Here is a 17,194-nt window from a genome sequence, read left to right as displayed (position 1 = left end):
GGCGGCCGTGTCCCGGTGGCACACGGCCGAATCGGCGGTCCCGCATGGGCAGATGGCCGGGCGGTCGTGGTCGGGCGCGACCACCCCGCGCGGGACGGGCGTCGGGTTCGTCGGCCTGTGCGGTGGTTTTCCGGGGAGGGAAGCGCTCTCACAAGGTACTGATAGCTGGCTTGACTCTGTGCGTTTGAAAGCGTACGGAGGGTCGTTGACGATTCGACATGAGTGCCGCGATCCGGACGGGGCATGGATCTGCGTGTACGTGTTCGAGCAGGAGGGGATTCGTCATCGGCGTGTGGGCGGGGGTCATGAAGAGGCAGGCACGAGGGGGCGGTCCCGTGACGATCGGGGCCTCCTCGGCAGAGGCGGTGGAGGAAGCGACCGGTGACGCGCCGGACAAGGCCGGTGCCGGGCAGTTGCGGCGCAGGCTCGGGCGGGCGGACCTGAGGGCGGTCCCCGAGGCACGGAGGGCCCTGCGGGAGCTGCTACGGCAGTGGGGGCGGCCCGAGAGATCGGAAATAGCGGAACTGCTCACGAGTGAACTGGTCACCAACGCGCTCATCCACACCGACCACGACGCGGTGCTGACCGCCACCGTCTCACCGCGCGGACTCCACGTGGAGGTACGGGACTTCGTGGGGCGCAGGCCCAGGCCGCGGGTGCCGATCGCCGACGACAGCACTCACGGACGCGGCCTCCTCCTCGTCCAGTCCCTCGCGGACGCCTGGGGAGTACGGGCGCACGGGGTGGGCAAGGCGGTGTGGTTCGACCTCGAGGGCGGGCTGACGTAAGGCGTCGAGTACGGCTGTCGTGACGCGCCGACCGCGGCTGACGTGACGCGGCGACGGCGGGCTGTACGAGAAACGGACAGGGGCGCGGCATCATGCCGCGCCCCTGTCCGATGTGCCGTCCGGGATCAGCCGAACTGCTGCTCCAGGTCCTTGAGCTTGCGCTCCAGGGAGTCGAGTCGCGGAAGGGCCATTGTGTCGTCCTCCGCGGTGAGGTCGACGGTGTACGACTTGTCAGAACCGTTGCGTACGGGCTGCAGGGAGGGACGCGAACGTACGGGCAGTTGCTCCGGCGTCGATATGGCAGGCTCCGAGGCGACCTGAGCCGCGGGCACGCGCTCCACGGTGGTGTCCACCTGGCGTCCGCCACCGCCGCCGCCACCACGACCGGGCAGACCCCGGTGGCCCCGGCTGATGGCCTTGAGGTGGGCGCGCTCCAGGCGCTCCTGCTCGCGCTTGCGCGTCCGGTTCTCTTCCTTGATCCGCTTGTCCTCGCGCACCTCGTCCACGGCCTCGTCCAGGCTGCGCACGCCCTCCAGGAGCATCAGCGACCAGGCCTTGTACGTCTCACGCGGGGCCCGCAGCCAGCGGACCACCCGGATCTGCGGCAGCGGACGCGGGACGAGACCCTGCTCGCGCAGCGCGGCCCGGCGGGTCTGCTTCAGCGCGCGGTCGAACAGCACCGCGGCGGACAGGGACATGCCGGCGAAGAACTGCGGGGCGCCGTCGTGGCCGAGGCCCCTGGGCGCGTGCACCCAGTTGAACCAGGCCGCCGCACCGGCGAACGTCCACACGAGTATGCGGGAGCCGAGAGCGGCGTCACCGTGGCTGGCCTCGCGCACCGCGAGGACCGAGCAGAACATGGCGGCGCCGTCCAGGCCGAACGGAACCAGGTACTGCCACCCGTCGGTGAGGCCCAGGTTCTGCTCGCCGAAGCCGACCAGGCCGCGGAAGGAGAGCGCGGCTGCGACCGCGGCACAGCAGAAGAGGAGGATGTAGGAGGCCGTGCCGTACAGGGCCTCCTTGCGCCTGCGGCGCTCCTCACTGCGTTCCCACGAATCCTCTGTCTTCGCGTGCTCCCCGGAGCGCTTGCCGCGCGCGAGCACCGCAACCGCCGCCAGCATGCCCAGGAGCAGTACGGCGCCCGGAAGCAGCCAGTTCAGCGATATGTCGGTCAATCTCATCAGGGGTCCCTTGCATTGGGATAGGGCGTAACGCCCGCCATAGTGGCCCAATCCTCGCGGCCCTCAGGGGGTTTCGGGGCAAGAGACCGCCAAAGAAGTGCAATGAGTGACGCCAGGCGGCATTCTGCTCGAACTACCGCGCGAGGGACGGGAGTTGAGTGCGAGTGAGATTACCCGTTCGAGTGGTTCCACGGAAAGTTCCTGCGACAAGTGAGGAATTTGTGAACCACCTGTAACCGACGAGGGTCCCACCCGGAGTGGATCTTACGGCACATGCCGCGGGCGATCGCCGGGGGGCGTCCGGTGCGGTCCCCGGGCGGCGCCCGCGAGGCTCCGTCAACCGGTGGCGGCGGCCGTCAGCTTGGCGATCCGCTCCGCCTCGCAGGTGCGCGGGCAGGTGGCACAGGTGTCCTCCGGGGCCAGCGTGTAGAACATGCAGCAGCTCGCCCGGTCCCGGGTGGGCAGCGTCTCGCCGCCGGGGCCCGTCAGTTCACGGAAGCCCGCGTCGCCCACGTACGGCCGGGTCGAGCCCGGCAGCAGCAGCTCCAGCTCGCGCCGGCAGCGCTCCTGCTCGGCGGGGCCCAGGAGTTCGGCGACGTACCAGATGCCCTCGACGACCTCGTCGGTCGCCATGCCCCACAGGGCCCGCCCGCGCCGCCGCATCCGTGGGCCGAAGCCGCCGAGGACCGGTTCTATGTGCTCGGCGAACGCCGCCCGCACCTCGGCCCGCAGTGCCTCCTCGTCCGGGACCACCCGGGCGCCCGGCTCGGCGCCCGCCGGATCGCCCGGCAGGCAGCTGAACGTTTCACCGCGGACCACCAACCGGCTCTGCTCACGCTGGAACGCCACCTGCCCGGCGGGGAAGCGCGGTACCCGGCGCTGCAGGAACCAGGGGACCGTGAAGAGCAGGCAGGCGAACCAGGAGTACCGGTGCAGTCCGAAGGTCGCCACGACGTCCGGGCGCCCCTCGCGGCCGTGGTCCCTCAGGATCTGGGCCGCGTCCCAGGCGAGGAACGCGTCGAGTTCCGCTCCGGCCGCCGCGAGTCCGGCGGCGGAGACCCACCCCTCCCCCTCGGGCAATGGATCCATGGGGGAGAGTTCTGTCACGCTCATCATCGGCAGGACCTCGGTGAGGCGGGCGTACGCGGCCGTCACGGGTGACCTGCGTGCAGTGGGGGCCGGTGCCGGTGCTGAGAGGGGCATACGGGGACCGCCGTTTCACCATCGCTGCCAAGTAAGGCTTACCTTACCCGAGGTGTGTGAGGTTTGAACTGAGGGCATGTGCGCCTATGGTGCTTTACGACCGGTAACAACCCCAGTAGTGACCTAAGCGCCCCCATGTACCAGTCGGCCGCACTACTCGACACACCGACTCGGCTCGGAGGAGGACACGTGGAGCAGGCCGGACCTCGCTCGCGCCAGGCCGCGGCCACGAGTACGCCGGAGGCCGTCGCCCGCCCGGCGTCGGCCTACCGCGTACCGGCACAGCCCGGAGTCGCGGACGTCGACCGGACGCGGGGCATCGCCGCGGACGCCGGCACGGCCGCGGTACGCGGAGACGCCGGGCCCGTCGCCGACGCGGCCCGGGGCGAGCACACGCACAGCGAGACGCCGATTCCCCTGCCACGCGCGCAGGGGCGCCCGGTCGTTCAGCGGGCCTCCGTGCGGGGGCAGATCCTCGACGCGCTCCGGGCCGCGCTCGCGGGTGGGGAGTTGACGCCGGGGGAGGTGTACTCGGCGCCCGCGCTCGGTGAGCGGTTCGGCGTCTCGGCCACACCCGTGCGCGAGGCCATGCAGCAACTGGCCATCGAGGGCGCGGTCGAGGTCGTACCCAACCGGGGGTTCCGCGTCGTACGGCGAGGGGCCCGCGAGCTGGCCGAGCTCGCGGAGGTGCGGGCGCTGCTCCAGGTGCCGGTGGTGATGCGGCTCGCCCGTACGGTGCCGGCCGACCGGTGGGCCGAGTTGCGGCCGCTCGCCGAGGAGACGGCGCGGGCCGCGTCGTCCGGGTGCCGGGCCACGTACGGGGAGGCGGACCGGGCCTTCCACCGGGGGGTGCTGGGGCTGGCGGGGAACGAGCAGCTGCTGCAGATCGCGGACGATCTGCACCGGCGTACCCAACTGCCGTTGGCCGGTGGCCACTTGGGCGGAGCCGGGGGTGGCCGTACCGAGCTGATGGCTGACGCGGCGGAGCACATCGCGTTGCTGGACGCGTTGGTGGCGCAGGATCTGGAGGCGGCGTGCTGTCTGGTGGAGAAGCATTTCGGGGTGGCGGGCTGAGGGGCGTCGGCGGCCGCGGGTGAGTGGGGCTTCTCGCGCAGTTCCCCGCGCCCCTGAAAAGCAGGGGGCCGCGCCCCGTGCTTTTCGAGCCCGCGGAGCCGTCGCCTTCGAGCCCGCGGAGCCGTCGCCTTCAGGCCCGCAGGGTCTGATCTCTCAGGGGCGCGGGGAACTGCGCGACCAGCCTCCACGCACCCGCAGCCGAACACGCACCCTCGTGCACGCCTCGCCGCTCACGCCGTCGCCGCCGGCGGCGGGGCCAACTGCCGGGCCAACCACGTCGGTACACCACCCAAGAGCCGGAACAACCGTCCCGCCTCCTCACGGAGGCGGGACGCCTCCGGTTCGGATTCCGTGTCGGCCAAAGAGACCAGCGCCGGCGCGGTGCCCACCAGGTAGCCCAACTCCTCGCGGATGCGGAGTGATTCGGCGAAGCCGTGGCGGGCCTCGGCCAACTCGCCGTCGCGCAGGGCGAGTCCGGCGAGGTGGCGCCAGGTGAAGGACTGCAGGAGCAGATCGTCGTGGGCGGTGGCCCCGGCGTGGGCGCGGCGGTAGGCGGCGCGGGCGGCCTGCGGGGAGCGGGCGAGGTTCTCGGCGAGGACCCCCCGGCGGAAGTCGAGCAGGGCCCGGCCGGGCGCGCCGGGGGCGATCAGGGCCGCCGCCCGGCCGAGCGCGGCCCGCGCCTCGTCGGAGCGGTCGCGGACGCCGAGCAGTGTGGCCGCGTACGCCAGTTGGCCGCGCTCACAGGCCGCCGCACCCCGCTCGTCGTCGGTCCGGGCCTGCGCCTCCGCCGTGCGCAGCGCGTCCTCGGCCTCCTCCCAGCCCTGCTCGGTGTAGAGACAGCGCTCGACCAGCAGCGCGGTCCGCTGGAGCGAGGCCTGTGGGGTGACGGGCTCGATGAGGGCGGCCGCGTCGACCCAGCAGGCGCGTGAGCGCAGCCGCCATACCGCGGTCTGGAGTGGATCGTCACCGGCGGTCGTTCCGTTACCAGACATGGCGGAATACGCCACGTTGCCCTCCCCGAGCACACCTTTGAGCTTTGAGTGGTGGCGGCATCTCAGCACGAATCCCCGGGCCCGGCCAAGAGGGTGGGTGAAAGAATTCACAAAGTCATGGGGCGCGGACGGCGCACAAAGATCATTCGCACGCGACCCCGCGCCGTCAGCTCATGCGCAGTGCCAGGAAGAAGTCGAGCTTGTCCTCCAGACGTGAGAGGTCCCGGCCCGTCAACTGCTCGATGCGGCCCACCCGGTACCGCAGCGTGTTGACGTGCAGGTGGAGCCGCGCGGCGCAGCGCGTCCAGGAGCCGTCGCACTCCAGGAACGCCTCCAGGGTGGGGATCAGCTCGGCGCGGTGCCGGCGGTCGTAGTCGCGCAGGGGGTCGAGGAGGCGGGCGGTGAAGGCGCGGCGTACGTCGTCGGGGACGAAGGGGAGGAGCAGGACGTGCGAGGCCAGCTCCTGGTGGCCGGCCGCGCAGACCCGGCCGGAGCGGGCCGCCGCCACCCGGCGGGCGTGCCGCGCCTCCTCCAGGGCGCCGCGCAGCCCCTCCGCCGAGTGCACGGCCGCGCTGACGCCCAGGGTGAGCCGTCCGTCGTCGTCGAGGCCGGCCGTCAGGGGGTCCCGTACGGCCGCGAGGAGCGCGTCGGCGTGGATGCCGGACTCGGAGCCGTCGTGCTCGGAGGAGACCGCCGGGAGGGGGACGAGGGCGATGGCCTCCTCACCCGTGTGGGCTACGGCGATACGGTCCGAGGGCTCGGGGCCCGTCGCCAGGGGATCGACGAGGATCTCCTCCAGGAGCGCCTGCGTGACGGGGCCGCTGTCGGTCTCGCCGCCCTCCCACTCGACCCGGGCCACGACCACCTGCCAGTGCGGCGCCGCCCCGAGGCCGGGCAGCAGCACCGGTGCGGCGACCCGCAGCCGGGCCGCGATCTCGGCCGGGGCCGCACCCGCCTGCACCAGCTCCAGGACCTCCTGGGCGAGCCGTCGCCGTACCGTGCGGGCCGCCTCGCGCCGGTCCCGCTCGACCGCGATCAGCTGGGTGACGCCGTGGAGCAGGTCGAGCCGCGCGGCGGGCCAGTCCCCGGCGTCGGCCTCGACCGCGAGGAGCCAGTCCGACAGCACCGTCTCGCGTACGTCACGGGCCCCGCCCGGCGCGCGGCCCGTGCTGCTGATCGGGAAGAGCGAGTACGTCGTGGTGCCGACGGCCACACGGTGCGGGCCGCGTCGCCCCGTGCGCGTCGCCGCCAGGTGCTCGGCGGCCAGCCGGGCGCACAGCTCGGCGGGCAGGGCGGGGCCGGCGACCTTGGGGCCCGCGATGAGCCGGCCGGCGGGGGAGAGCACCCAGGCCCTGAGGTCCAGGTCGGAGCCGAGCAGGTCCAGCACGACGTCCGGGCCGCCGCCCGCCGGGCCGGAGGTCATCATCCGGCGGTGCCGGTCCACCACGGCCGCCAGATCCCCGGCGCGCTCCCCGGAGACCTGCCGTACGACGTGCTCGGTGATGGTCGCGAAGGCCACCGACTCGTTGACCGCGAACAGCGGCAGCCGGTGCCGGGCGCAGGCCACCACCAGGTCCTCCGGGATGTCGCCCAGCTCGGCCTCCCCGGCGGCCAGCGCGGTGACCCCGGCGCCGGCCAGGAGCCGTACGAACGGCTCGGAGTCGGCGGCGTCACGACGCCAGGCGAGGCCGGTGAGCACCAGCTCGCCGCCGGAGAGGTAGCGGCTGGGGTCCCTGAGGTCGGTGGTCATCACACCACGCACGGTGCGGTCCAGCTCGTCCTCGCCGCCGAGCAGCCGCAGACCCAGCGCGTCGGTGTCCAGTAGTGCGCGCAGGCGCATTCTCGTCGCCGCCGTTCTTGTCTAGAAAACAACGTTCGGTTCTGCCCGGGAGGCGTGCCCGTGACGTCTGGAGGAGGGTGGTCGTGGAGGCCGCGGGCCCCCGCGTGTGTGCGGGATGTTTCCAGCCGAAAACGAAGAGGTTGCTGATGGCCTCCGTTCATACGAATCTACAAGATGAGCCCCCTGGCCAGCCAACTCCTTCATGGTTTCCGTGACTGACCGGGGTGGAGGAGTGCGCTGTGTACTGAAGCTCGACCCACGTGAACAGCGCATGAACGAGCCGGGCCCGCCGCACACGATCTGGCTCGAACAGAACGACTCGAGACGAAGAAGAGAGCCGGTCAGATGGACTTCCTTCGCCCCGCCAGCTGGGAGGAGGCGCTCGCCGCGAAGGCCGAGCACCCCACCGCTGTGCCGATCGCCGGCGGCACCGATGTGATGGTCGAGATCAACTTCGACCACCGTCGGCCCGAGTATCTGCTCGACCTGAACCGCATCGGCGAACTCTCCGAGTGGGAGGTCGGCGAGGACACGGTCCGCCTGGGTGCGTCCGTCCCGTACACCCGGATCATGGAGAACCTCCGTCCCGAGCTGCCCGGCCTCGCCCTGGCCTCGCACACGGTCGCCTCCCCGCAGATCCGCAACCGCGGCGGCGTCGGCGGCAACCTCGGCACCGCCTCACCGGCCGGCGACGCACACCCGGCCCTGCTCGCGGCGGGCGCCCAGGTCGAGACGGAGTCCGTACGGGGCTCCCGGCTCATCCCCATCGACGACTTCTACACCGGAGTCAAGCGCAACGCCCTCGCGCCGGACGAGCTGATCCGGGCCGTGCACATCGACAAGGCGGACGGCCCGCAGCAGTACTCGAAGGTCGGCACCCGCAACGCCATGGTCATCGCCGTCTGCGCCTTCGGGCTCGCCCTGCACCCGACCTCGCGCACCGTCCGGACCGGCATCGGCTCGGCCGCGCCGACCCCCGTCCGGGCCAAGGCCGCCGAGGAGTTCCTGAACGCGGCGCTCGACGAGGGCGGCTTCTGGGACAACGGCAGGATCATCACCCCGTCGGTCGCCAAGCAGTTCGCGGACCTGTGCGCCGGCGCGTGCAACCCGATCGACGACGTACGCGGCACCGCGAGCTACCGCCGCCACGCGGTCGGCGTCATGGCCCGCCGGACGCTGATGTGGACCTGGGAGTCGTACCGCGGCACCGACCGTGCCTCGCGTGAGAAGGGGAGTGCCGCGTAATGCGCGTCAATTTCACGGTCAACGGCCGTCCGCAGGAAGCCGACGACGTGTGGGAGGGGGAGTCCCTGCTGTACGTGCTGCGGGAGCGGATGGGGCTTCCGGGCTCCAAGAACGCCTGTGAGCAGGGCGAGTGCGGATCCTGCACCGTCCGACTGGACGGCGTGCCGGTGTGTTCGTGTCTGGTGGCCGCCGGACAGGTGGAGGGCCGCGAGGTCGTCACCGTCGAGGGACTGGCGGACTTCGCCCAGCAGCGTGCGCAGCTCGGCGGCTGCGCGTCGGGTGCGTGTGGCACGGCCGACGCGGAGGCCGGGACCTCGCTCGACGAGGCCCAGCGGTGGGCCGCCAAGGGCACCGACTCACAGACGGGTGAGGGAGGCGAACTCGCCCCGATCCAGAAGGCGTTCATCGACGCCGGTGCCGTCCAGTGCGGGTTCTGCACGCCCGGACTGCTCGTCGCCGCCGACGAGATGCTGGAGCGCCACCCGAACCCGAGCGACGCGGACATCCGCGAGGCGCTGTCGGGCAACCTGTGCCGCTGCACGGGCTACGAGAAGATCATGGACGCGGTCCGCCTCGCGGCCGCCCGGCAGTCCGAGGGGCTCTGATCATGGGAACCACCGGCCTGCCCACCAACATCACCCAGGGCTCCCGCACCAAGGGCGGCATCGGCGAGTCCACCCTCCGCCCGGACGGCACCCTCAAGGTCACCGGCGAGTTCGCGTACTCCTCCGACATGTGGCACGAGGACATGCTCTGGGGCCAGATCCTGCGCTCCACGGTCGCCCACGCGGAGATCGTCTCCATCGACACGGCCGAGGCCCTCGCCACCCCCGGTGTGTACGCCGTGATGACGTACGACGACCTGCCGACCGAGGTGAGGCACTACGGCCTGGAGATCCAGGACACCCCGGTCCTCGCCCACGGCAAGGTCCGCCACCACGGCGAGCCCGTCGCGATCGTCGCCGCCGACCACCCGGAGACCGCCCGCCGCGCCGCCGCCAAGATCAAGGTGGACTACCGGGAACTGCCGGTCATCACCGACGAGGCCTCCGCGACCGCGCCGGACGCGATCCTCGTCCACGAGGGCCGCGACGACCACCACGTCGGCCACGTCCCGCACCCGAACATCCTCCACCGCCAGCCCGTCATCAGGGGCGACGTGGCGGCGGCCCGCGAGCGCGCGGACGTGATCGTCGAGGGCGAGTACGTCTTCGGCATGCAGGACCAGGCCTTCCTCGGGCCGGAGTCCGGGCTGGCCGTGCCCGCCGAGGACGGGGGTGTGGACCTCTACATCGCCACCCAGTGGCTCCACTCCGACCTGCGCCAGATCGCTCCCGTGCTGGGCCTGCCCGAGGACAAGGTCCGGATGACGCTGGCCGGCGTCGGCGGTGCCTTCGGAGGACGCGAGGACCTGTCGATGCAGATCCACGCCTGCCTGCTCGCGCTGCGCACCGGCAAGCCCGTGAAGATCGTCTACAACCGCTTCGAGTCCTTCTTCGGCCACGTCCACCGCCACCCCGCGAAGCTGCACTACGAGCACGGGGCGACGCGCGACGGCAAGCTCACGCACCTCAAGGCCCGGATCGTCCTGGACGGCGGCGCCTACGCCTCCGCCTCCCCGGCCGTCGTCGGCAACGCGGCCTCCCTCGGCGCTGGCCCGTACGTCGTCGAGGACGTCGACATCGAGGCGATCGCCCTCTACACCAACAACCCGCCCTGCGGCGCCATGCGCGGCTTCGGCGCGGTCCAGGCGTGCTTCGCGTACGAGGCCCAGATGGACAAGCTGGCGGCGAGGCTGGGCATGGACCCGGTGGAGTTCCGGCAGATCAACGCGATGTCGCAGGGCACCGCCCTGCCGACCGGCCAGGTCGTCGACTCCCCGGCCCCGGTCGCCGAACTCCTGCGCCGCGTCAAGGCGATGCCCCTGCCGCCGGAGCAGCAGTGGCTCACGGCGGGCGAGGCGGCGGACGTACGACAGCTGCCGGGCGGCCTGTCCAACACCACGCACGGCGAGGGTGTCGTCCGGGGCATCGGCTACGCGGTCGGCATCAAGAACGTCGGCTTCTCCGAGGGCTTCGACGACTACTCGACGGCGCGGGTGCGGATGGAGGTCGTCGGCGGTGAGCCGGTGGCGACGGTCCACACGGCCATGGCGGAGGTCGGCCAGGGAGGCATCACCGTCCACGCGCAGATCGCCCGCACCGAGCTGGGCGTCACCCAGGTGACGATCAACCCGGCGGACACACAGGTGGGTTCGGCCGGTTCGACGTCCGCGTCCCGCCAGACGTACGTCACGGGCGGCGCGGTCAAGAACAGCTGCGAGCTGGTGCGGGAGAAGGTGTTGGAGCGGGGCCGCCGCAAGTTCGGTACGTACCATCCCGCCTGGGCCACGGCCGAGTTGGTGCTGGAGGGCGGCAAGGTCGTCACCGACGGCGGCGAGGTGCTGGCCGACCTGGTGGACGTCCTCGGCGACGAGGCCGTCGAGGTCGAGGCGGAGTGGCGTCACCGGCCGACCGAGCCGTTCGACCTCCGTACCGGGCAGGGCTTCGGCCACGTCCAGTACTCCTTCGCCGCACACCGCGCGGTCGTCGAGGTCGACACCGAGCTGGGCATGGTCAAGGTCGTCGAACTGGCCTGCGCCCAGGACGTCGGCAAGGCCCTCAACCCGCTCTCCGTGCTCGGCCAGATCCAGGGCGGCACGACCCAGGGCCTCGGCATCGCCGTCATGGAGGAGATCGTCGTCGACCCCAAGACCGCGAAGGTCCGCAACCCGTCCTTCACGGACTACCTGATCCCCACGATCCTCGACACGCCGACCATCCCCGTCGACGTGCTCGAACTCGCCGACGACCACGCGCCGTACGGGCTGCGCGGCGTCGGCGAGGCTCCCACTCTGTCGTCGACCCCGGCCGTGCTCGCGGCGATCCGCTCCGCGACGGGGCTGGAGCTGAACAGGACGCCGGTACGGCCGGAGCATCTGACCGGTACGGCGTAGGAGCCGGACCGGTACGGCGGAGGAGCCGCCGGGCGCCTATGAGCTCGGGCGGTCCGGTTCGTGGGCGGGTGCGGGTCCGGTGGGGCTTCTCGCGCAGTTCCCGGCGCCCCTGAAGGCCTGCGGCCTTCGTGCCGAAAAGCGGGGGCGAAGCCCCGGCTTTTCAGGGGCGCGGGGAACTGCGCGACCAGCCCCCACCGGACCCGCACCCGACAACGCTCCACCCGGCCCCACCCACCCGCACCCACCGCGAGTACCGTCCGTACGCGCCACCGTTGCCTGTGAGGAGACCGAGAGATGCTGGACATCGCCGAAGAGCTGCACCGGTGGGTCGGGCAGGGACGCGACTTCGCCGTGGCCACCGTGGTGGCCGTCGGCGGCAGTGCCCCCCGACAGCCCGGCGCCGCCCTCGCGGTGGACGCCGACGGCACGGCGATCGGCTCGGTCTCCGGCGGTTGCGTGGAAGGCGCCGTCTACGACCTGTGCGGGCAGGCGCTGGCCGACGGCGAACCGGTCCTCGAACGCTTCGGCTACAGCGACGAGGACGCCTTCGCCGTCGGCCTGACCTGCGGCGGAATCATCGACATCCTCGTGACGCCGGTGCGGGTCGGCGACCCCGCACGCCCGGTGGTCGCCGCCGCGCTCGCCTCCGCCGCGAGCGGGGAGGCCGCGGCGGTGGCCCGGATCGTCTCCGGCCCGGTGGACCTGCGGGGCCGCGCCCTGCTGGTCCGCCCGGACGGCTCGTACGACGGCGGCTTCGGCGCCCACCCCGAACTGGACCGCACGGTCGCGGCCGAGGCCCGCGCTCTCCTGGACGCCGGCCGCACCGGCACCCTGGAGATCGGCGAGCAGGGCTCGCGCTGCGGAGCACCGCTCACGGTCCTGGTCGAGTCGTCCGTCCCGCCGCCCCGGATGATCGTCTTCGGCGCGATCGACTTCGCCTCGGCCCTCGTCCGCGTCGGCAAGTTCCTCGGCTACCACGTCACCGTCTGCGACGCCCGCCCCGTCTTCGCTACCCGCACCCGCTTCCCGGAGGCCGACGAGATCGTCGTCGAGTGGCCCCACACGTACCTGGAGCGCACGTCGGTGGACGCCCGCACCGTCCTCTGCGTCCTCACCCACGACGCCAAGTTCGACGTCCCCCTCCTCCAGCTCGCCCTACGGCTCCCCGTCGCCTACATCGGCGCCATGGGCTCCCGCCGCACCCACCTCGACCGCAACGACCGGCTCCGCCAAGTCGGCGTCACCGAACTGGAGTTGGCGCGGCTCCGCTCACCCATCGGCCTCGACCTCGGGGCGCGCACACCGGAGGAGACGGCCCTGTCCATCGCCGCCGAGATCGTCGCCGCCCGACGCGGCGGCAGCGGGGTCTCCCTGACCGGGGCACACACGCCGATCCACCACGATGTGCCGGCGGGGGGCGTGCGGCGGATCGGGTCCGTGGCCTGAGCTTGTCCTGACCTCTGGGCCCTTGAGCTGGTCTGCGTGCGGTGGCGCGGCGTCAGCGACGCGGTGTCGTGGGCGACACCGTGTTGCTACGTGCGGCGAGGCCGTCGAACGGGGTTGTAAGATCCACTGCTCCGCGGTGATGCCGCTGGTCCGGGTGGCCCGTGCTGCTGGTTCCATGGCGACCGCCTGTCCTCGGATGTATCCGAAGAGGGTGACAGCGTGCATACGGGTCTCCGCGTCCAGCCCGAGGCCGTCCAGGGAGGTCAGGGCCCAGTCGATGTGCCGCATGCCGTGCGGCACGAGCAGGAGCCGCGTCGGCAGCGGCTCGCTCGCGAAGGCCGCGTCCACCATCAGAGCGATGAGCTGTTCCTTGTTCACGACGTGCCGGTAGAGCGACATCGTCGGCATGCCGAGCTCCGCCGCGACCCGGCGCATGGTCAGACCGCCGTCCCCTCGGCGTCGGCGGGAGGCCTGGCCGAGCGCGCCTGCGGCGCGGTGTCGGCGACCACGGTCCCGTTCCCGGAACGGCCCTCACCAGGCCGAACGGTTCGCCGCGGAGGGCTGGGAGATCCCACGCCTGCTTACGGAGATGCGGCAGGCCGAGGACTTCTGGTTCGACGCCAACGCCCAGGTGCTGATGGCTACCTGGGCCGACGGCCGAGTCGTCCTGCTCGGCGACGCCGGTTACAGCGCGGGCCCCACCGGGGCGCGGCACGGTAGGACGGGCCGGCCGCCACCGCGGCCGGGCAGGGAAGTCTCTGCGCCCTTGTACCGTTGGCCGGCCGGGGGCGGCACACTTGTCCGGTTGGAGCGCACTGGGCGTCGGTACGGCACGAGTACACCGGGGGCGGGAAGTTGGGCGGATCGACAACCGAACAGGCCGTCACCGAGGGCGAGAGCCCGGACGGCGGCGCGGGGACCGGCGAAGCCGTGGACCACGACGGCGCCGACACCCACGAAAGACGGCCTCTGTCCACGGCGGCCACCACCCTGCTGGGCCTCTTCCTCCTCGCCGACGTGGTCTTCGTCTGCGGGGCCCTCATCACTCTCTGGCCGGTGGTCCTCGCGACGGTCGAGCCCGGGGCGGACCCCACGGCCACCGCGCGCTGGTCCCCGTTCGGCCTCGGCGACTGGGCGCTGACCGCCGACGCCGCGATGCTGCTCGCCGTGGTCGTGTGCAGCGCGCTCGGCAGCTTCGTCCACGCGGCCACCTCGTTCGCGACCTATGTCGGCAACCGGCGGCTCTACGCGAGCTGGCTGTGGTGGTACGTACTGCGCGCCGGCATCGGCGTGGCCCTCGCCCTCCTCGTCTACCTCCTGCTGCGGGGAGGCCTGTTCGCCGGCAGCTCCGGCGCGGGGGCGACCAACCCGTACGGCTTCTCCGGCATCGCGGGGCTCTGCGGACTGTTCTCGAAGCAGGCCACCGACAAGCTCCGCGAGATCTGCGACACCCTCCTCAGCACGACGGGCGACGGCGACCGCGACCGCCGCGACGGCCTGGCCACGGCCCGGGACGGTGACCCGGGCGCGTCCTGACCGGGCCCCAGGCAGTGCCCGGTGGTTCACTCCGGCTTGCGCGCCAGCACATAGGCCTGCGGCGTCTTCTCCTTCGGGCCGTCGGCCTCCCGCACCAGCCGTGCCGTTTCGACGAACCCGGCGTCGCCCAGCAGCTCGGCGATCCTCTCCGGTGGGAAGCGGTAGACGTCGAGGTCGAGGGGGTGGCCGTAACCGTGCGAGAGGTGTACGGACTCGTCGCCGACCTTGTACGCCAGTGCGAGCAGTCCGCCGGGGGCCAGGACCCGGTGGAACTCGCCGAACATCACCGGGAGTTCGGCGGGCGGCGTGTGGACCGTCGAGTACCAGGCGAGGGCTCCGGCGAGGCAACCGTCCTCGAAGTCGAGCGCGGTCATCGTGCCGACGTCGAACCGGAGTCGGGGGTGGGCCCAGCGGGCCACGGCCACCATCTCCGGTGAGAGGTCGATGCCGCAGACGTCGAGCCCCAGCGAGGCCAGATGCCCGGTGACCCGCCCCGGACCGCACCCCAGGTCCGCGACGCGTCCGCCCCCGGCCGCCAGCACTCGCTCGGCGAACACACCCAGCATGGCCCGCTCGAACGGACTGTTGGCCAACTCGTCTCTCAGCAGCTTCTCGTAGTCGGCGGCGACGGTGTCGTAGGAGGCCCGAGTGGCGTGCAGGTGATGAGCGGTCATGGGGCGGGACAGTAGCCCGAGGGTCTGACATCGCCCGGGGACAGCCAGCCGGCCAAGGTCAGAGGTCCGGGCGGGCGGTCATGCCGGGGCCGGGGCCGTAACGCTCAGGACGTGCCCTGATCGTCGGCCGCCAGCAGCCCGTCCATCGCCCGCCCGAACATCCGCCGCGCCAGCCACCCCAGCGGGCGGTCGCAGCACCCCGGCAGCCATCGCACCCGCATCTCCTCGCGCCACACCACCCGGGACGCGCCGTCACCGTACGGATGGACCTCGAACTCGGCCCACCCGGTGACGAACGAACCCCGTTTGACGAGGCGGCACTTGCCCGCGCTCGCGCCCTCCGGCGGCCGCCAGACCACGACCTCCATCGGGTCGTCGAAGGCGAGCGGGCCGATACCGCTGCGGGGCACGAACACCGTGCCCTCGCCGGTCGGCGGGGGCGTGCGGACGGTGACGCGGGTCAGGGGGACGACACCGGCGTGCCGGGGCCAGTCGGTGAGGCGCCGCCAGGAGAGGTCGGCGGCGAGTGGGACGGAGCGTTCCAGGACGAAGAGGACCACGAAGGTGATCGTAAGTGAACGATCAAGGGCGGGGCGGGCGCACCGGACGGTCGTCGTGACCACCTTTCCCACAGGGGGCGAGCGAGCCCGCCGCGTTCGCGGTCCAGCCTGCCGTTCCGTGCGCACCAACGCCCCTGGCCGCTCCCGCCGCCCAACGCCCCTGGCCGCTCCCGTCGCCCAACGTCCGTGGTCGTTCCCGCCGTGCCCGACGCCCCCGGCCGCGACCGTCGCCCAACGCCCCGGCCGCTCCTCCTCGCGTCGGCGCTCACTCGTCCAGCAACTCCCGCGCCCGCACCGGTGCCCCCGTCTCCAGCGACCGGTTCGCCGCCAAGCCCGTCACCAGTGACCGTGCCCCGTCCACCGCGTCGGCCGCCCGCCCCAGCCCGTCCGGGACGCGCTCGCCGAACAGGTCGGTCAGCATGCGCACATCGCCGCCGCCGTGGCCGCCCTCACCGGTCGCCACCTTCACCTCGCGCGGCCGCTCCCAGAAGCGGCGGACCAGCAGTTCCGTCCGGCCGGCCCCGTCCTCGGCGTCCACACCGTGCAGGACCGGGCTCGCGCCGGTCGTACGGACGTGGGGACGCGTCCAGGTGGACTCCTCCACCAGCAGCTCGATGCGGCCCTCGCTGCCGTTGAAGGCGATGCGGTAACCCTCCCAGGGGGCGTACGCGGTGAGGTGGTACGTCAGGGTCGCGCCGGACGCGTAGCGGACGAGGACCGCCATGTCGTCCTCGATGGTCACACCCGGCCCGAAGACGTTCTGGTCGCGGCGGTAGCCGTCCTCCCGTTCGGCGTCCAGGTACAGCGAGGTGAGGACGGGGGAGTCCGCCAGGTGGAGGGCGAAGGGGTCGCCCTCGGCCGCCGGGGAGCCGTGGGCGCGGGTGTAGTTCCGGGCGAGGCCTCGGCGGCGGCCCGCCTCGTCGCCGTAGAAGAAGAGGCCGCCCTGGGCGAAGACGGTCTCGGGGCGGGTGCCGAGCCACCAGTTGACCAGGTCGAAGTGGTGGGTCGACTTGTGGACCAGTAGCCCGCCGGAGGCGGCCTTCTCCCGGTGCCAGCGGCGGAAGTAGTCGGCGCCGTGCCGCAGATCGAGCAGCCACTCGAAGTGCACCGAGCCGACCTCGCCGATCTCACCGGCCGCGATCAGTTCCCGTACGGCCGAATGCACCGGGTTGTAGCGGTAGTTGAAGGAGACGCGCACCTCGCGGCCCGTACGCCGCTGGGTCCGCAGGATGCGGCGGGCGCGCTCGGCGTCGGTCGTCATCGGCTTCTCGGTGACGACGTCGCAGCCCGCCTCCAGGGCGCGGACGATGTAGTGGTCGTGGGACCGGTCCACCGTGCACACCACGACCAGGTCGACCCGCTCGCGGCGCAGCATCTCCTCGAACCCCTCGGCCGCGTACGCCGGTACGGGCGCGCGGCCCGGGTGGTCGGCCGCGATCCAGGCGTTGTGGACGTCCATGCGGTGCGTGTTCGTGTCGCAGAAGCCCACCAGGTCGATCCGCTCCGAGAAGGGCCCCGTCAGCGCCTCGGTGAACATCCGGGCCCGCGCCCCGAGCCCCACCACGGCGGCGCGGCGGCGTCGTACGGAGGTGGTGCAGGGGTCTTGTCGTGACATCCGGACCTTCCCTAGGGTCATGCGGGGGGTGGAAGCGCTTTCTAG

General features: G+C 72.4%; 14 protein-coding genes. 7 read left to right on the top strand and 7 right to left on the bottom strand.

What is annotated here, in order from left to right:
* Positions 1–305: 305 nt before the first annotated feature.
* Positions 306–788, top strand: coding sequence for an ATP-binding protein (locus tag ACWD26_RS22645; protein ID WP_451272725.1), 483 nt, complete (start codon positions 306–308; stop codon positions 786–788).
* A 125-nt stretch (positions 789–913) separates the two neighbouring features.
* On the opposite strand, the gene ACWD26_RS22640 is transcribed toward ACWD26_RS22645, so the two are convergent.
* Positions 914–1,969: a DUF2637 domain-containing protein gene (locus ACWD26_RS22640; protein ID WP_451272723.1), complete on the bottom strand. Its 1,056-nt coding sequence runs from the start codon at positions 1,967–1,969 to the stop codon at positions 914–916.
* A gap of 336 nt (positions 1,970–2,305) precedes the next feature.
* Positions 2,306–3,172, bottom strand: a complete 867-nt coding sequence (locus ACWD26_RS22635; RefSeq protein WP_451272721.1) for a (2Fe-2S)-binding protein — start codon at positions 3,170–3,172, stop codon at positions 2,306–2,308.
* A gap of 189 nt (positions 3,173–3,361) precedes the next feature.
* Between ACWD26_RS22635 and ACWD26_RS22630 the strand changes: the two genes are divergently transcribed.
* Entirely contained in the window at positions 3,362–4,246 is an 885-nt protein-coding gene (locus ACWD26_RS22630) for a GntR family transcriptional regulator (RefSeq protein WP_451272719.1), read from the top strand.
* A gap of 230 nt (positions 4,247–4,476) precedes the next feature.
* On the opposite strand, the gene ACWD26_RS22625 is transcribed toward ACWD26_RS22630, so the two are convergent.
* A complete protein-coding gene (locus tag ACWD26_RS22625) occupies positions 4,477–5,253 on the bottom strand; it encodes a hypothetical protein (protein WP_451272717.1) in 777 nt (258 codons plus the stop codon).
* A gap of 151 nt (positions 5,254–5,404) precedes the next feature.
* The gene (locus tag ACWD26_RS22620) at positions 5,405–7,078 is read right to left on the bottom strand and encodes a PucR family transcriptional regulator (protein ID WP_451272715.1); all 1,674 of its coding nucleotides are present in this window, start codon (positions 7,076–7,078) and stop codon (positions 5,405–5,407) included.
* A gap of 345 nt (positions 7,079–7,423) precedes the next feature.
* On the opposite strand from ACWD26_RS22620, the gene ACWD26_RS22615 reads away from it, so the two are divergent.
* The 5 genes from ACWD26_RS22615 to ACWD26_RS22595 all read left to right on the top strand — a co-directional run bounded on the left by ACWD26_RS22615 (position 7,424) and on the right by ACWD26_RS22595 (position 14,300).
* Positions 7,424–8,323, top strand: coding sequence for an FAD binding domain-containing protein (locus tag ACWD26_RS22615; RefSeq protein WP_451272713.1), 900 nt, complete (start codon positions 7,424–7,426; stop codon positions 8,321–8,323).
* Positions 8,323–8,928, top strand: coding sequence for a (2Fe-2S)-binding protein (locus tag ACWD26_RS22610; protein WP_451272711.1), 606 nt, complete (start codon positions 8,323–8,325; stop codon positions 8,926–8,928). The genes ACWD26_RS22615 and ACWD26_RS22610 overlap by 1 nt, the downstream gene beginning before the upstream one ends.
* 2 nt (positions 8,929–8,930) lie before the next feature.
* A complete protein-coding gene (locus tag ACWD26_RS22605; RefSeq protein ID WP_451272709.1) occupies positions 8,931–11,318 on the top strand; it encodes a xanthine dehydrogenase family protein molybdopterin-binding subunit in 2,388 nt (795 codons plus the stop codon).
* 294 nt (positions 11,319–11,612) lie between these two features.
* Entirely contained in the window at positions 11,613–12,764 is a 1,152-nt protein-coding gene (locus tag ACWD26_RS22600) for an XdhC family protein (RefSeq protein ID WP_451272707.1), read from the top strand.
* Positions 12,765–13,619: 855 nt separating this feature from the next.
* A complete protein-coding gene (locus ACWD26_RS22595) occupies positions 13,620–14,300 on the top strand; it encodes a hypothetical protein (protein ID WP_451272705.1) in 681 nt (226 codons plus the stop codon).
* A 26-nt stretch (positions 14,301–14,326) separates the two neighbouring features.
* Here the strand turns inward: ACWD26_RS22595 and ACWD26_RS22590 are convergent, their stop codons facing one another.
* The 3 genes from ACWD26_RS22590 to ACWD26_RS22580 form a co-directional block, all read right to left on the bottom strand.
* On the bottom strand, positions 14,327–14,974 hold the full coding sequence (locus tag ACWD26_RS22590) for a class I SAM-dependent DNA methyltransferase (protein ID WP_451272703.1): 648 nt from the start codon (positions 14,972–14,974) through the stop codon (positions 14,327–14,329).
* Between the two features lie 104 nt (positions 14,975–15,078).
* Positions 15,079–15,534 (bottom strand): SRPBCC family protein, encoded by a 456-nt coding sequence (locus ACWD26_RS22585; RefSeq protein WP_451272701.1) that lies wholly within the window; start codon positions 15,532–15,534, stop codon positions 15,079–15,081.
* 265 nt (positions 15,535–15,799) lie between these two features.
* Positions 15,800–17,149, bottom strand: coding sequence for a Gfo/Idh/MocA family protein (locus tag ACWD26_RS22580; protein WP_451272699.1), 1,350 nt, complete (start codon positions 17,147–17,149; stop codon positions 15,800–15,802).
* Positions 17,150–17,194: the final 45 nt, after the last annotated feature.

Source organism: Streptomyces sp. NPDC002787, from assembly GCF_053592095.1.
This window is presented reverse-complemented; position numbering and strand designations above follow the sequence as displayed.

Excerpts from the sequence above, each read along its gene's own strand:
- ACWD26_RS22645 (WP_451272725.1), top strand. The coding sequence starts at position 306 with ATGAAGAGGCAGGCACGAGGGGGCGGTCCCGTGACGATCGGGGCCTCC.
- ACWD26_RS22580 (WP_451272699.1), bottom strand. The coding sequence starts at position 17,149 with ATGTCACGACAAGACCCCTGCACCACCTCCGTACGACGCCGCCGCGCC.
- ACWD26_RS22600 (WP_451272707.1), top strand. The coding sequence starts at position 11,613 with ATGCTGGACATCGCCGAAGAGCTGCACCGGTGGGTCGGGCAGGGACGC.
- ACWD26_RS22605 (WP_451272709.1), top strand. The coding sequence starts at position 8,931 with ATGGGAACCACCGGCCTGCCCACCAACATCACCCAGGGCTCCCGCACC.
- ACWD26_RS22590 (WP_451272703.1), bottom strand. The coding sequence starts at position 14,974 with ATGACCGCTCATCACCTGCACGCCACTCGGGCCTCCTACGACACCGTC.
- ACWD26_RS22620 (WP_451272715.1), bottom strand. The coding sequence starts at position 7,078 with ATGCGCCTGCGCGCACTACTGGACACCGACGCGCTGGGTCTGCGGCTG.
- ACWD26_RS22610 (WP_451272711.1), top strand. The coding sequence starts at position 8,323 with ATGCGCGTCAATTTCACGGTCAACGGCCGTCCGCAGGAAGCCGACGAC.
- ACWD26_RS22635 (WP_451272721.1), bottom strand. The coding sequence starts at position 3,172 with ATGCCCCTCTCAGCACCGGCACCGGCCCCCACTGCACGCAGGTCACCC.
- ACWD26_RS22615 (WP_451272713.1), top strand. The coding sequence starts at position 7,424 with ATGGACTTCCTTCGCCCCGCCAGCTGGGAGGAGGCGCTCGCCGCGAAG.
- ACWD26_RS22640 (WP_451272723.1), bottom strand. The coding sequence starts at position 1,969 with ATGAGATTGACCGACATATCGCTGAACTGGCTGCTTCCGGGCGCCGTA.